A 13043-nucleotide genomic window follows, 5' to 3' on the forward strand; every position below is an offset into this window, starting at 1 on the left:
TGAAATACATTTTTACTTTTTTATTCTCAAAAAATTATGCCAGAAAAATTCAAACCTAATGCTGAGCGAGAACTTAGACGTGAAATAACTATCCGCACATTGACGCCTATTCAGGTCGGTGTTGAGGGTCCCAAATACATTGCTGAAGTGGAAGATCCAACATCGAAAGATCCTTATACTATGTTTGTAAAATCGATGTACGAGAGAAAAGACGCACTTCAGCAGCAAAGACAGTGGCAAGATTTAAAGGAACTCGGCATTAATGTTCCTGAAAGGGCCTGGGCTCATGAATTTAACAATGGTGCACAAACATTAGTGGCGACTGACTTGTCTGGAAATGGTAGAAGATTAGTGCTTTCATGTAATAATCCAGAGCTTAAAACTCCAGAAGGGAGAGGGGTAATAAAGACGATCCCCACCGAAACAAAGCAAATGATTAAAGATCATCTGTTATTTTCTGCAATCGCCGTTTCAGGACTTGGGCCAACACAAATTGCGAGAAGATACTCATTATCAAATGATACTTTCGCACTTGTAATAGATCCACAACATCCTGAAACAGCTAAGCCAGTCGCCATTGATTACGGAGTTGATTTACATGAGCCCAGACCCAACGAAGCACAACAAGATTTATTGCGTAGCAGTCTGTTTGGCGCGGGTTGTTTTTATGCAATTGTTGTTGGAGAAGAGCTAGAGTTGCCAGACGATCCAATTTTTGCTTCGGTAGATCGCGCTGCACTTAAAAAATACTGTCAAGAAACAGTTGAATTTTTCTGGCATGAAAATGAAAAAAAGTAAAAATGTACATCATATAACACGCAGTATGCGGTTTCGCTCCCGTTGGTCGCTCCACTCATATTTGGCAATGGTAAGCTCCTCCGTCGCAAATTTTACCACTGCCAAACATCGCATACTGCGGAACGTTAAACGAAATACCAATAAATTCTTTTCATTTTAATTTGGGGAAATTTTATTTTCACGTCAAAATATATGGCAAAATCACTTAATATAAAATTTGAAAAAGCTGTGCGAATTCTGTCAGAGTATATGCCACTGTCAGATAAAAATAGCAGAAAGCCAATTATGTTTCACGACATACGCGTTGGCGTGTATTTATATGAAAATGGTTATTCAGAAGATATTGTTTTAGCTGGCATTTTGCACGATGCGATTGAGTGGTCTGGTGCTGACGAACAATTACTGAGAGATGAGTTCGGCGATAATGTTGTACGCTTGATTTGTGCTAGTACCAAAGATGATACGATTGCAGACAAAGAAAAAAGAACCAACGAACTGATTCAACGGTGTGTACAAAACGGGCAAGACGCTCTCATTGTTAAAACGGCTGATATTATTGATAGTTTCAAGTGGTATTCCAGCCAAAACAACGAGAATGAATTAAAAAAACATTGCATAAAGAATGCCAACGCTATTTTCAAGTTTAAACCGGAAGATTTTGACGATAAAATATTTAACGAATTAAAAAGTTGGCAAGAAAGGTTTGCGAATTAAACCGAATAAAACTTCCTTAAATACAATAAGGAATAAATTGCGCGTGGCTGGACAAAATATTAGAGGCTTCTTTTGAGAAATAATTTTATTTTATAAAACTCATTAATTTCACTAAATTTATATAATCCCTCAACCTTTTTATAATATGCCAAAAACTGGTTTCTCAACAGGAAGTTTACGCAGAGCAAATGTTCCCTTTGATGAAAGAATCCAATTGTATCATTCATTAGGAGCGGATGCGATTGAACTTAGCTTTGCAACACCCACTGAATTATTCGGGTATAGGTTATCAGATCAATCAAAGCAAAACATTGAAAAATTTTCGGCTGTTTCAATTCATGCTCCATGGAAAGAACTTAGATACAATTCAGATTCTAAAACTCAGGAAATAATCAACAAACTAAAAGAATTATCTGATCAACTTCCCATTACAGGGTTAGTCTTACATCCAGATATTATTGATGATTTTAAGATATTAGAACAATCAGGATTACCATTTTTATTAGAAAACATGGACAGAAGAAAAACCTATGGGACTCATCCAGAACATTTCAACGAATTGAAAACAAAATGTGACTTTAGGTTTGTTTTGGATGTTGAACATGCATATGAACATGATCCAAGCATGAAACTTGCTAAAGAATTCGTTGAAGTTATGGGAGATAGATTAAACCACATGCACGTTAGTGGCTGTAGTGACTCAGCGGGTCATGTTCCTACTTATTGCGCTATTAACAAAAAAGAAATTACTGAAATACTAAAACTAAAATTAGCAGTACCAATAATACTAGAGGGAGCCATATTAGAAGATGTTTCAAATTCAATCTCAAAAGAACTAGATTACATTAGAAGTTTTGAAAATTAATAAATTAACATCAACCCATACTTATGCTAAAAATCAAACCATTCAAACAATCTTACGGAATGTGTGGGGCCGCTTCAATGAAGATGGTTATGGATTATTATGGAATTATTCACTCTGAAAAATATTGGGCAATGAAAATCGCCAACAAAATCGATCCAAAAACCGGTAAGATTATCCTTTTTAACGGACTATCTGATAAGAAGATGTTGAGAATCGCTAAATCATTGGGATTTAAAGGAGTTTGGAAAGAAGAAGCCTTAATTTCAGAACTCAGAAAATACATTAGCAAAAACATTCCGGTAATCGTCAATTGGTACTCCCCTGAACAAGGCGGACATTTTTCTGTAGTCGTGGGCTTTGAAAAAAATAATATTTTATTGGCTGACCCACACTTTGGCAAAATAAAAAAAATGTTAACTGACGATTTTAAGGACAAATGGTTTGACTTTATTGGACCACCCGCCAAAAAAAATTTACTGGTAAGACCAATTGTTGTTTGGTACAAATAATATACTACAAAATTCCAATATCAAAAAAAACCGGCGTGAGCCGGTCTTTTTTATTTTATTTTTTCAATTGTCTTTTCTTCCAAAATATATATACAAATAATATTAACAAAACCGAGTAATTCCCTATCATAAACCATCCATTGCCCCAGCTAATACCTGGGAACTTCCATTCTGATACTGGCCACAAGAATGGGGTCGGCAGAAAATCTCTGGTGTGAGTAAAAAGATCAAAAACAATTGCGATCGGCCAGGACAGCATATAAACTGGAAATTTTTTCAGAACCAAGAACACAATCAAAATACATGCACCTGCCACAAACAAACTATGGCTGATATTATAAAGTGTGAATGTCCAATCAGGAATATTATTCAAATCTGGCTCACCAAACTTGCGCTCAAAAATAATTTTATAAATAGCAAAAATCAACCAAGACATTGAATCTGGTAATAGGCCGAACAATACGGCTAGCTTAACTTGTTTTAGTTTGTGAAATAAGCCATAACTCCACAAACCGTGAGCTAGATAGTCCATGATTCAATTATAACATGTTCCAAAATAGTCAACAAAAAATACCTTCATCCAACCTGTATAATCTTTACATGGTTTATTTTAGAGACAAAATTTACAATTTTAAGGTTTCGACTTTTTGACCCAAAAAGTAGCAAAAAGGCTGGGGCTCCACTCCTTCGACAAGCTCAGGATGACAAGTGGAGTTTACCCCGAGCCAGTCGAGGGGCCCCAGACCCCGCCCTGCTAATAATATTCTAAGCGTCAAATCAATTAAGCAACAACCTAATTCTAATTGAAAAATGACTTGTTATTTATGAATAAAAAAGCCCACTGAATTGTTCAGTGAGCTTTGTAACAGTCCCATTAACGAAGGTTGCGCACAACCACTTGCAGGGCTGTACCAAACTCTTCCAGACACTCTTCCATTGAAGTGTAAATCAATTCAATAGGATAAATATCTGGAACGTGATGCACTCCAACCATGAAATGCACAACAATGATCCCCCTAGCCAGAAGTTGTTGAGTCATTTTTCTAACCAGAGCAATATCATCTGGCCCATCATCGCAAAGAACGAGAAGTACCTTACGACGCTTGGTCGACCTAGCCAACTTTGAACCAGCGCTCTTCAACATGTGAGTATCTGAATTAGCACCTTCACCTTCTAGGTTAACAAACCCAGAGTCTCGACTGGCTGGGCCAAAATCGTACACTGCCTCCGAACTAAAACCCCAAAGATGTCCTTCACAAGCTGGACTTAGTCGTAAAATCGCTTCGGTAAACAGCGTAGCAATTCGTTTGGCTTTTTCCAGTTTGCTTTCACTCATTGAACCGCTGGTATCAACCGCTAAATGAATTTCAGCGTCAATGTTACGTTCAACAATTGTTTCCGTAAAAACATCTGGAAATCCAAGCGCAATACCAGCTGCCTCATCCATATCCAGATCACCCTCATACTGACTATACAGCTCCGAATATTCTGGGTTTTCCAAAAATCGAAACTTTCGCATCAAGGGTTTAAGCAATTCTCTATTTTGCTGTAAATACTTTTGATACAGCGCATGATTAGCTGAATCTGCTTTTACTTTTTTAACTTTAACATTGTTCTTTAACCCGACTGAAATTGGGCCAGGGTGAACCATGTTCAGAGATTTCAACTTTTGAGCCAGTTGTTTCAGCCCAGTGTTACGCACCGTAGCTACATGTAATTTAGCAATCTGCCTCAGCGCCTTTAACAATGCCTTGGGCAACTCCCCTTTTCCTCTTGCAAAATTGCTAAAGAACTGAGAGAAGAGCCAAAATTCAATCTCTGGCCGTTCATCTTCGGAATTCCGTATTTGCCATTCGCCAAGAATGTTTTTGACTTTTAGAGCTCGCCAATAAAACTCTTCTGGCGTTGCCGTAACCAGGATTTTTCTACGCAACTGCTTCATTGCTCTACGAGTTTCTTTAAACTTCGGGCTTTTGTGCCACTTAGCAGCAAAGAAAAAATCCTCATAAACATCTTCAGCTGGCCAGTTACGTAAGAACTGGTACATTTGAGCCTTATTCATGCCACGTTTAGTCAAAAAACCCTCGTACTTTTCATAGCGTGAATTTACACACAAGTACAACAATCGACCACGCAAGGCCTTAGCAAAACCAGGCGAATCATCAGCTAACAAAATATCATCCTTGCGATCCAACATGATTTGCAAGATATGATACAATGTCCGGTCTTCCTTGTCCATTGCCCTTTTCAATAACTCAGGACCAAATGGTGAAAACAGGATATGACCAGCTTCATGATAAACGCTACCATAGCCAACCTGCTCAAACCCTTTCACAAAATAGTATGGGTTCATGAAAATATCAGCCTTGCAGTCGGTAGCCGCAGTTTCAACACGGGGATCCCAAATAAACCTGAATGGCCGATTAATAATCATCGCCACATCATTGCATAGATAAGGAAACTCTCGTTCCAACAAGGCCATATCTTGTTCTGATAATGGCTTGTCAAATAAAAGGTCTGGATTCATTTTATTACCTCATTTTTTTAATGATCAATATTTTATTTAAAAAATGAAAGATTCAAGATTTAAGGTCAAAGACCCAGGAAAGGTTCAGGGCTCAAGACACGAAGAAAAAAAAGGCTTTATTATTTAGTCTAAATCCGCCTAGTCTCTTACTCCTTGAACCTTACTACTTCCCTTTCCCTTTGCTCTTGAATCCTTAACCCTTTATCTTTTATACTATTCTATTTCTAATTTCAAGTTTCTCTTGGAACCTTTGAAACCAGAAATAGAAGCGGGAAATGAATTTCACTTCCCGCTATGACTGATGTTTGCTAATGGTGAGCTTGGGTTTGTCAGCCACTGTCAGGCCGTAGCCTGCAGTGAAGGAAACAACAATAGCGCGTCAGCGCGACGTTGACGAGCAAAGGCCGACCTGACTGAGGCTGACTAACTGCACTCAAGCTAAACCTAACGGAACGCTTCTTACTGACATTGATACAATATCAGCTTAACGAAGATCTGATTTAGAAAAATCAGCGGTTCAAACAAACTCAGTCTATATTGAAAGATCAGCAATACTTTTTCTCATTGCAGAAAAAGCTTTAGCTACTTCACTGTTGGCATCTCTGGGTTTTCGGTCCCTTGTGCCATTGACACCAATTTCACCTTCATACCACCCCAGGAATCCCTTGATAATAGCGGACTCCAAATCAACACCATGCTTGAGCAAGTAGCCTACTGTTCGACAACCACGATAACTGGGTGAAAACGCCAAATTGCCAGCACGCTCTGCAGTTCGCAAATTACGTGCAACTTCAACAATTTTCAGAGCCTGTGATTCCAAAATGCCGACTTCAGAAGCCAGCTTTTGAGACTCATAATCCTTAGGCATCTCCCTGACCCGCATCGGTGCAAAGCGATCCTTAAGTGCCGCATCAACACCATGTGTCCCCAGATATTCATCACCCATGTTCATAGTGCCCATAAAGTGAATATTCCCTGGCAACACAATTGTGTTACTACCTTCCGCGGTAGGAAAGGTGACCTGACGAGTGTCATCGAACAAGCCATGCATACTCTCATTAGTCTTGGCATGCACTCGGTTAATTTCATCCAGCACTACCAAAAACTGCGTTGCCAAACCTTCTCTCTCCGCAATCATGGCGCGTTCAATGTAATCGTAAAAGCCAGAACGGATAAAAAGACTTGAGCCATTGGCTGCCGCATTGGAGCCAAACAGATCTGTGGTCTTTTTCATGGTGTAAACATCAACCTTATACGGTTGCTGCCAGCCCAAAGCCTGAGCAATGGCAAAAGGTAAAGTTGTCTTGCCAGTTCCTTTCGGTCCAATCAGCAAAACATCAATACCTTCGTTAAGCCAAACCAACAAAGTTTTCAGGTCGAGATTCTCGATCCAAAAATTGCTCAATTCAGCAATACTTTCCCATTTCTTCAACTTTTGCACTTTGGCAACCAATTGCACAATAGCGATTTTTTGACGCCCTTTACCAGGCCGCCTTTCAACCAGTTCAACCTGCCAGACATCGCCATTTTCAATCTTGATTCCACTTGGCGGATGGTTCACTTGAACCAGGGTACTTCGCATATCTTCATCTACGAATTTCCAACCCAAGACACCACTGGCATCAAATTTTGCTCTCACTTTCAGGATATCAGCCATTTTTACCTCTCTTTTTGTAATGTTCAAATTTCCAAATTCTTATCACCTATTTAATCAAATAAGTTTCAAGAATTTGAGCTGGAAGTGTTACACTTCCAGCTAAGTTAGTTTGCTAAGGACCTGTAGGACCGTAACAGTTTCGCTACGAAATGAGATTTGCTCATTGTCATTCGTAACGACTTTTCGTTACGAATGCGTAGCGACAACAGTTACGGTGCCGTAGCGTGAACCGCATGAGTCCCGAAGGGCGGGGAACGCTACGAGGACTAGCAATAATATACTTAAACGCAAACCTTGTATTGATACAATACAAGTAAAGCTTTTGCCAAAGCTTCAAACAAACTAACTTCTAATCTCTAAATCCAATCCTTTAGCTTCAGAGATTAAAGGGGAAATGGTTCACTTCCCCTGAATCAGTTTGCTATGGCTGTTGTAGGCTTGTGAAAAACTTGCTGTCAAGAATGCAGCAAGAATTGCAGCAGGGTTGCAGCAAATTTGTCACAAGGCCGTCACGGGAACTTCCCACCGGAGTGACCGTGAGGAACCCTGGCAACACCAAATTAAACCTTAACCTTACATTGCTACAATGCAAGCAAAGGACAAAGTCCTCCAACAAACTGATTTTCAACCTTTAAATCCAAATCCTTAGATTCAAAGGTTAAAGGGGAAATGATTCACTTCCCCAAAGCTGTTTTGTTTGCATAAGGTTGCTTCTGTTTGTGACGCAAGCCGTAGGCGGGGTCACAAACCGAACCCCAGTTGCGATGCGCGACTGGGTGAGAGCACTGGCTAAACCTTAAGGGTTGTTGTCTCACTGACTTTGATAACAAAATCAACTATAACGACAACTCACTACAAGTAGTGACAACAACAAACCAAACTACAGCTCACCTGAACAATTAAATATCAAGTTTAACTACTCAGGTAAGCCGGGGAAATGATTCACTTCCCCGGAGCTGTTTTGTTTGCATATGGTTGCCGGAGTCTGTGACACCTAAAGCGAAGTGTAGTGTCACAGATCAGGCTAGCCCCACGCCCTCAGGGGAATACGTGGGGCTGGACTGGGTACTGGCGCAACCTTATGATCGTTGTCTCACTAACTTTGCAAGTCAAAGATAGTTAAAACGACAACTCACTATAAATAGTGACAATTAACCAAACTACAGCTCACCTGAATAATTAAAATCAATTTAACTACTCAGGTAAGCCGGGGAAATGATTCACTTCCCCGGAGCTGTTTTGTTTGCATATGGTTGCCGGAGTCTGTGACATCTAAAACGCAGTGTAGTGTCACAGATCAGTTTAGCCTCACGCCCTTTAGGGGAAACGTGGGGCTAAACTGGGGAACTGGCGCAACCTTACGATCGTTGTCTTACTAACTTTGCTAATCAAAGCTAGTTAAAACGACAACTCACTATAAATAGTGACGATTAACCAAACTACAGCTCACTTGAATACTTTAATATAAAACACTCAAGTGAACTGGGGAATGTTGCATTCCCCATGTGCTAGTTTGCTATGGTTAATGATCCAGTCTCAGTAAAGATTTCACAGAAAACTTTCTGAGACTGGCCAGTGCAGGGGTTCCATTAACAGGCGAAGCCCGGGAGCCCAAGCTGGTAGTGGTTGGCAACTACCTATAAAAATGCCTATCTTATTTTGCTACAAAATAAGTTTTAGCAGACTTTTGCTAAAGCCCAACCAACAAACTAACTTCAACTAAAAAGCTCAAACAGATTGAACACTTTAGTTGAAGGAGGAATGCTGCATTCCTCCTAATAAAAGTACAAATTTGCTATGGCACGAAAAGCAACGCGACATTTTGACCTTGCTTCTAAGCGAAGCGCAACAGAGAAAGGTCAAAATATAGTTCGCCATCAACCAGGGATCGTTATCCAAACCAATCTTGATTCAAGACTGGCAGTCTACCATGATATTTACACGATTGGGTAGAATCTATAACAATCAAACAAATCTGCCAACCACTAATTTCAAATTAATTAAAAGCATTGGTTGACTGGAGAATGCTGCATTCTCCAGTAGGGGCGCTCCCCAAAAAGCTAGTTTCATTGGTTGTGATGTTATCAGGATTTCGAAGAAATCCGGATAACTTGTGACGTTGAGGGTCGGTGGTGTTAACCAGAAAACCCGAAGCGTCAAAAAACACTGGCTGGAGCTATCCAACCCTACAAACTTGTTTTGAATTCAAAACAAGTACGACCCGTGAAAAAGGTCAAACAAACTAGCTTTCAACTTGTAAACTTTAACTCAAAGCTACAATTCACAAGTTGAAGGGAAACTCTAGGAGTTTCCCTTGTAATTATACTAGAACCACTACTTCAATGCCATATGCGCCAAACTGTGAGCACTGGTATTCAATTCACGTGGCACATGGTGAAAACGCACTGTACCAATTTCCTTAACAAGTGCCTTCACCTGTGCAACCAGGGTTCGCAAATGAGGCTTACTCACTGCAAACTTGCCGTTAAGCTGATTCACAACCAGCATACTGTCGGTAAAGCAGTCCAACTCAGCAATGCCAAGTTCTTTAGCTGCCGTCAAACCAACAATTATTGCTTGATATTCAGCCTGATTACTTGTCGCCTTCCCAATCAGCTGGGAAATAGTTGATACTTCAGTTCGATCCTTAATCAAAACTGCACCGATACCAGCCTGGTAAGACTTCCTGGCCGCACCGTCAACAAACAATAGATTGTCACCAAGCAACTGAGAAGAAACATCACCTTGGCCGTCAATCACTACCATGCTCAACTGCTTTGCCAAATCCTGCAAACCACTCGGCAACAAGGCGTTGTCCAAATATTGCAATGACTTCGCAACCTTGCCAGCATGCAAACGATCTTCAATCTTGCCAACCAGAACGCGCAGTTTGGATGGTAGCTTCTCCGGATACAACTGACGAACCGCACCCAATGTGCCATTCACCTTACCCAGAATGTGCTCATCCCAAACTTCGATTTTGAGCCAGTTGTTAAAAGCAGCTCGTAACTGATTCACTTTCCGCGGCGCCATGGTCAAACGACCATCAGGACAAATCACGATCCCAGTTACAATCGGAACTTCACCGGTTTCAGGACTGTAGTACTTAGTTTTGTCAGGCCGAGTGTGAGGAATAAAGCCATGCTCCTTGATTAGCGCAAGGATCTTGGCCCTCATTTCCTCTGGGATCTCTTTGTCAGAAGATACCGTAATGTCATCAAACCAAGAAGTCATGTTAAAACCCTGCAAAGGGCTTGAACTTTCGTGCAGATAACTGAATATAGCTGTGTCCATTTTGTAACACACAATACCCAGAATACGCGGTGAAGTTGGTGGGCCTTGCGGAAGTCGATCATGCAAACAAAGCAAATCAACTACTGCCTCCAGCATGTTCTTCACGTCATCTTCCAACCAAGTAACATCACCAAACTGTCGGAGCATGAATCGAAATGGTTTTTGCAAACACTTACGAATTCGACTGCGAAGAACTGTAGGATAAGCATTAATAATATCAACGCCAAACGCAACCTTGTTACCCATGTGCGCAGCCGCATGCTCCACGATCCCAGTTCCACCCTGGCAACCATAACGAGAAAAATGGATCGGAATCTGATCCAAAAACTGCGCCTTGATTGATCGTTGTACAGTCTTCAACTCAGCACAGGGCGCTGCAAAATAGCGATAACCCTTGCCACGACCCTTGAACTTACGCCACTCTCGGTATGCCTTTCCCTGACGAATCTTGTCCAAAGCAAAGTTCCAGCTAGCCTTATCCAGCTTAAAAAGCAGACGCAAATACTGTGCCAAACGCTCGGACAACACCAGGATGGTGCCAAAGTCCGTGTACTCGTCCAGAGGATTGACCTTTTTCTTCTTTTCCGTTGGCATTTTCAGCCTCCTATTTTAATATAATGAACATACTTTAACTGATAACTTTAGCAAATTTTCTAACTTTTGTCAAGATTTAGGTCAATTTAGTCTAAAACTGCACAAAAAAACAGTAAATTAATAATTTACTGTTTATCTCATAGGCGAATTGTTCTTCCAATTTTCCACTTCCAGCTCATCGGCTATTTTTCGTTTAAGTTTAGCTGTCAATTTAATAATTTTTTTACATTTCTGACAAGTAATTACCGCGCAACTTAAATGTGCCTTAGTTACAACTTGAGAATGCTCACAAGGAAGCTGAATCCTTTTTGTCATTACCATAACGTTCCCCTCCGTAACGTTCATCTCGTTAATTAATCTATCTATACCATATCTATTAATAAATAACAACCCACTGACTTGACATAATTTTATTTTCATTTATAATATAGTCATAGAGGCCAGAGGGCCTTTTTAGAATACTTTCATATAATAAAAACACATAAAGATAACAAATCAATATGGATTTCAAAGACAACCGAATGGTCAAGTATTTAATTGAAGCTAAGCAGGAATTAAAGAAAGTAACTTGGCCAACAAAAAAAGAAACAACCAAACACACTTTAATTGTAATTGGACTAAGTTTATTCGTAGCTGCATTCCTGGGTGTTTTGGACTTTGCATTTTCTAGAGCACTAGCACTCTTTTTATAAAAAAGAAGGGACAAAAGTTATAATTCAGGTAACCGATTATTGTTACCCCCTTTATCTCCTTTATCCCCTTGGCGTGAAGTTATTCGAAGAATATACTTCATGCATTTATCCCCTTTTAATATGGCAAAACAAGTAAGACGTGGGAAACGTTGGTATGTCATTCATACTTACTCTGGTTACGAAGAAAATGTTTCTGAAAATTTAAAACAGAGAATTGAGTCAATGGACATGGAAGACAAAATTTTCAACATTCTAATTCCCACAGAGAAAAAAATAAAAATTAAAAACGGCAAAAGAAAAATTATCACTGAGAAGATTTTTCCTGGTTATGTATTTGTAGAACTTCTAGTGACTGATGACTCTTGGTACGTTGTAAGAAACACTCCAAACGTAACTGGTTTCATTGGAACAGGAACAATTCCTACACCTATTTCTGAGAAAGAAATGAAAGAGCTACAAAAACGAATGGGCGTGGACGAACCAAAATACACAATTGATGTTTCAGTCGACTCCCCTGTCAAAATCATTGACGGACCATTCAAGAACTTTGAAGGTAAAATTTCAGCGGTTGATGATGAAAGAGGAAAGATTAAAGTGTTAGTTAGTATGTTTGGGAGAGAAACTCCAATTGAATTGGACTATTTACAAGTAACGAAAATATAGACAAAAAGGAAAAAAGAGCAAGAAGGCTAAAGAAGATTATACAATTATTATAGTTCTATTATCCCCTTTACCTCCTTAAGCTCCTTTATCTCCTATAACCAAGTTGCTGAGATTTTATCATTGTTCCATATTCCATGTTTCATGATAGATACCCCAGCTCTTACAAACAATATGGCAAAAAAAGAATTAACAAAGATCAAATTGCAAATTCAAGGTGGTAAAGCCACTCCGGCCCCACCAGTTGGACCAGCCCTTGGTCAACATGGTATTGCAATTCAGGATTTTTGTAGTCAATTTAATGAAGCGACCAAAAATCAAGGTGGAGACATTGTCCCAGTTGTTATTACAGTATACGAGGATCGCAGCTTTGATTTCATAATGAAAACCCCACCAGCTTCTGAGCTTATTAAAAAAGCTGCTGGAATAAAAAAAGGTGCGAGTAATCCATTAACAGATAAAGCTGGTAAAATTACGAAACAACAACTTCGAGAAATCGCTGAAAAAAAGTTACCAGATTTAAACACCAACGACGTAGATCAAGCTGCCAAGATTATTGCTGGAACAGCTAGACAAATGGGTATTACCGTTGAATAGTTGACAAAACAAATTAAATACAATAGAATAGGAAATGTTGTGGAAGTTCTAAATAACTTTAGAACGTTCGTACCACGACCCAATCCATTTCATGGATTGCAGGGACAGAATAGTATTCTGGCCCGATGGAAAATAT

13 protein-coding genes are annotated in these 13043 nt (G+C 39.7%); 8 read left to right on the plus strand and 5 right to left on the minus strand.

The genetic code is table 11. The annotated features are described in order from the left end of the window. Window positions 1-36: 36 nt before the first annotated feature. From HN643_03055 to HN643_03070, 4 genes are all read left to right on the plus strand, one after another. A complete protein-coding gene (locus HN643_03055; protein ID MBT7500620.1) occupies window positions 37-798 on the plus strand; it encodes a hypothetical protein in 762 nt (253 codons plus the stop codon). Window positions 799-990: 192 nt separating this feature from the next. Beyond that, window positions 991-1512, plus strand: a complete 522-nt coding sequence (locus tag HN643_03060) for an HD domain-containing protein (protein MBT7500621.1) — start codon at window positions 991-993, stop codon at window positions 1510-1512. Window positions 1513-1657: 145 nt separating this feature from the next. Beyond that, entirely contained in the window at window positions 1658-2377 is a 720-nt protein-coding gene (locus HN643_03065) for a hypothetical protein (GenBank protein MBT7500622.1), read from the plus strand. 23 nt (window positions 2378-2400) lie between these two features. Beyond that, window positions 2401-2886: a hypothetical protein gene (locus HN643_03070; GenBank protein MBT7500623.1), complete on the plus strand. Its 486-nt coding sequence runs from the start codon at window positions 2401-2403 to the stop codon at window positions 2884-2886. A gap of 55 nt (window positions 2887-2941) precedes the next feature. Here HN643_03070 and HN643_03075 read toward each other — a convergent pair whose 3' ends face one another. The 3 genes from HN643_03075 to HN643_03085 form a co-directional block, all read right to left on the minus strand. Beyond that, window positions 2942-3418, minus strand: coding sequence for a hypothetical protein (locus tag HN643_03075; protein ID MBT7500624.1), 477 nt, complete (start codon window positions 3416-3418; stop codon window positions 2942-2944). 342 nt (window positions 3419-3760) lie between these two features. Further along, complete coding sequence (locus HN643_03080) at window positions 3761-5413, minus strand: hypothetical protein (protein ID MBT7500625.1); 1653 nt, start codon at window positions 5411-5413, stop codon at window positions 3761-3763. A 532-nt stretch (window positions 5414-5945) separates the two neighbouring features. Then, a complete protein-coding gene (locus HN643_03085; protein MBT7500626.1) occupies window positions 5946-7070 on the minus strand; it encodes a MoxR family ATPase in 1125 nt (374 codons plus the stop codon). Window positions 7071-8867: 1797 nt separating this feature from the next. On the opposite strand from HN643_03085, the gene HN643_03090 reads away from it, so the two are divergent. Beyond that, window positions 8868-9023: a hypothetical protein gene (locus tag HN643_03090; protein MBT7500627.1), complete on the plus strand. Its 156-nt coding sequence runs from the start codon at window positions 8868-8870 to the stop codon at window positions 9021-9023. 381 nt (window positions 9024-9404) lie between these two features. On the opposite strand, the gene HN643_03095 is transcribed toward HN643_03090, so the two are convergent. Continuing rightward, the gene (locus tag HN643_03095) at window positions 9405-10958 is read right to left on the minus strand and encodes a reverse transcriptase-like protein (GenBank protein ID MBT7500628.1); all 1554 of its coding nucleotides are present in this window, start codon (window positions 10956-10958) and stop codon (window positions 9405-9407) included. A gap of 132 nt (window positions 10959-11090) precedes the next feature. Continuing rightward, window positions 11091-11378 carry a hypothetical protein gene (locus HN643_03100; GenBank protein ID MBT7500629.1) on the minus strand — a complete coding sequence of 96 codons (288 nt, stop codon included), beginning with the start codon at window positions 11376-11378 and terminating at the stop codon, window positions 11091-11093. 80 nt (window positions 11379-11458) lie between these two features. Between HN643_03100 and secE the strand changes: the two genes are divergently transcribed. From secE to rplK, 3 genes are all read left to right on the plus strand, one after another. Continuing rightward, window positions 11459-11650, plus strand: a complete 192-nt coding sequence (gene secE, locus HN643_03105; GenBank protein ID MBT7500630.1) for a preprotein translocase subunit SecE — start codon at window positions 11459-11461, stop codon at window positions 11648-11650. Window positions 11651-11770: 120 nt separating this feature from the next. Continuing rightward, window positions 11771-12313 (plus strand): transcription termination/antitermination protein NusG, encoded by a 543-nt coding sequence (nusG, locus tag HN643_03110; GenBank protein MBT7500631.1) that lies wholly within the window; start codon window positions 11771-11773, stop codon window positions 12311-12313. Between the two features lie 171 nt (window positions 12314-12484). Then, entirely contained in the window at window positions 12485-12907 is a 423-nt protein-coding gene (gene rplK, locus HN643_03115) for a 50S ribosomal protein L11 (GenBank protein MBT7500632.1), read from the plus strand. The last annotated feature ends 136 nt before the right edge of the window (window positions 12908-13043 follow it).

This window comes from Candidatus Falkowbacteria bacterium (genome assembly GCA_018674305.1).
In the GTDB taxonomy this organism is placed as follows: Bacteria; Patescibacteriota; Patescibacteriia; order UBA11705; family JABHMO01; genus JABMRF01.

Excerpts from the sequence above, each read along its gene's own strand:
- HN643_03055 (MBT7500620.1), top strand. The coding sequence starts at position 37 with ATGCCAGAAAAATTCAAACCTAATGCTGAGCGAGAACTTAGACGTGAA.
- HN643_03060 (MBT7500621.1), top strand. The coding sequence starts at position 991 with ATGGCAAAATCACTTAATATAAAATTTGAAAAAGCTGTGCGAATTCTG.
- HN643_03065 (MBT7500622.1), top strand. The coding sequence starts at position 1,658 with ATGCCAAAAACTGGTTTCTCAACAGGAAGTTTACGCAGAGCAAATGTT.
- HN643_03070 (MBT7500623.1), top strand. The coding sequence starts at position 2,401 with ATGCTAAAAATCAAACCATTCAAACAATCTTACGGAATGTGTGGGGCC.
- HN643_03075 (MBT7500624.1), bottom strand. The coding sequence starts at position 3,418 with ATGGACTATCTAGCTCACGGTTTGTGGAGTTATGGCTTATTTCACAAA.
- HN643_03080 (MBT7500625.1), bottom strand. The coding sequence starts at position 5,413 with ATGAATCCAGACCTTTTATTTGACAAGCCATTATCAGAACAAGATATG.
- HN643_03085 (MBT7500626.1), bottom strand. The coding sequence starts at position 7,070 with ATGGCTGATATCCTGAAAGTGAGAGCAAAATTTGATGCCAGTGGTGTC.
- HN643_03090 (MBT7500627.1), top strand. The coding sequence starts at position 8,868 with ATGGCACGAAAAGCAACGCGACATTTTGACCTTGCTTCTAAGCGAAGC.
- HN643_03095 (MBT7500628.1), bottom strand. The coding sequence starts at position 10,958 with ATGCCAACGGAAAAGAAGAAAAAGGTCAATCCTCTGGACGAGTACACG.
- HN643_03100 (MBT7500629.1), bottom strand. The coding sequence starts at position 11,378 with ATGAAAATAAAATTATGTCAAGTCAGTGGGTTGTTATTTATTAATAGA.
- secE (MBT7500630.1), top strand. The coding sequence starts at position 11,459 with ATGGATTTCAAAGACAACCGAATGGTCAAGTATTTAATTGAAGCTAAG.
- nusG (MBT7500631.1), top strand. The coding sequence starts at position 11,771 with ATGGCAAAACAAGTAAGACGTGGGAAACGTTGGTATGTCATTCATACT.
- rplK (MBT7500632.1), top strand. The coding sequence starts at position 12,485 with ATGGCAAAAAAAGAATTAACAAAGATCAAATTGCAAATTCAAGGTGGT.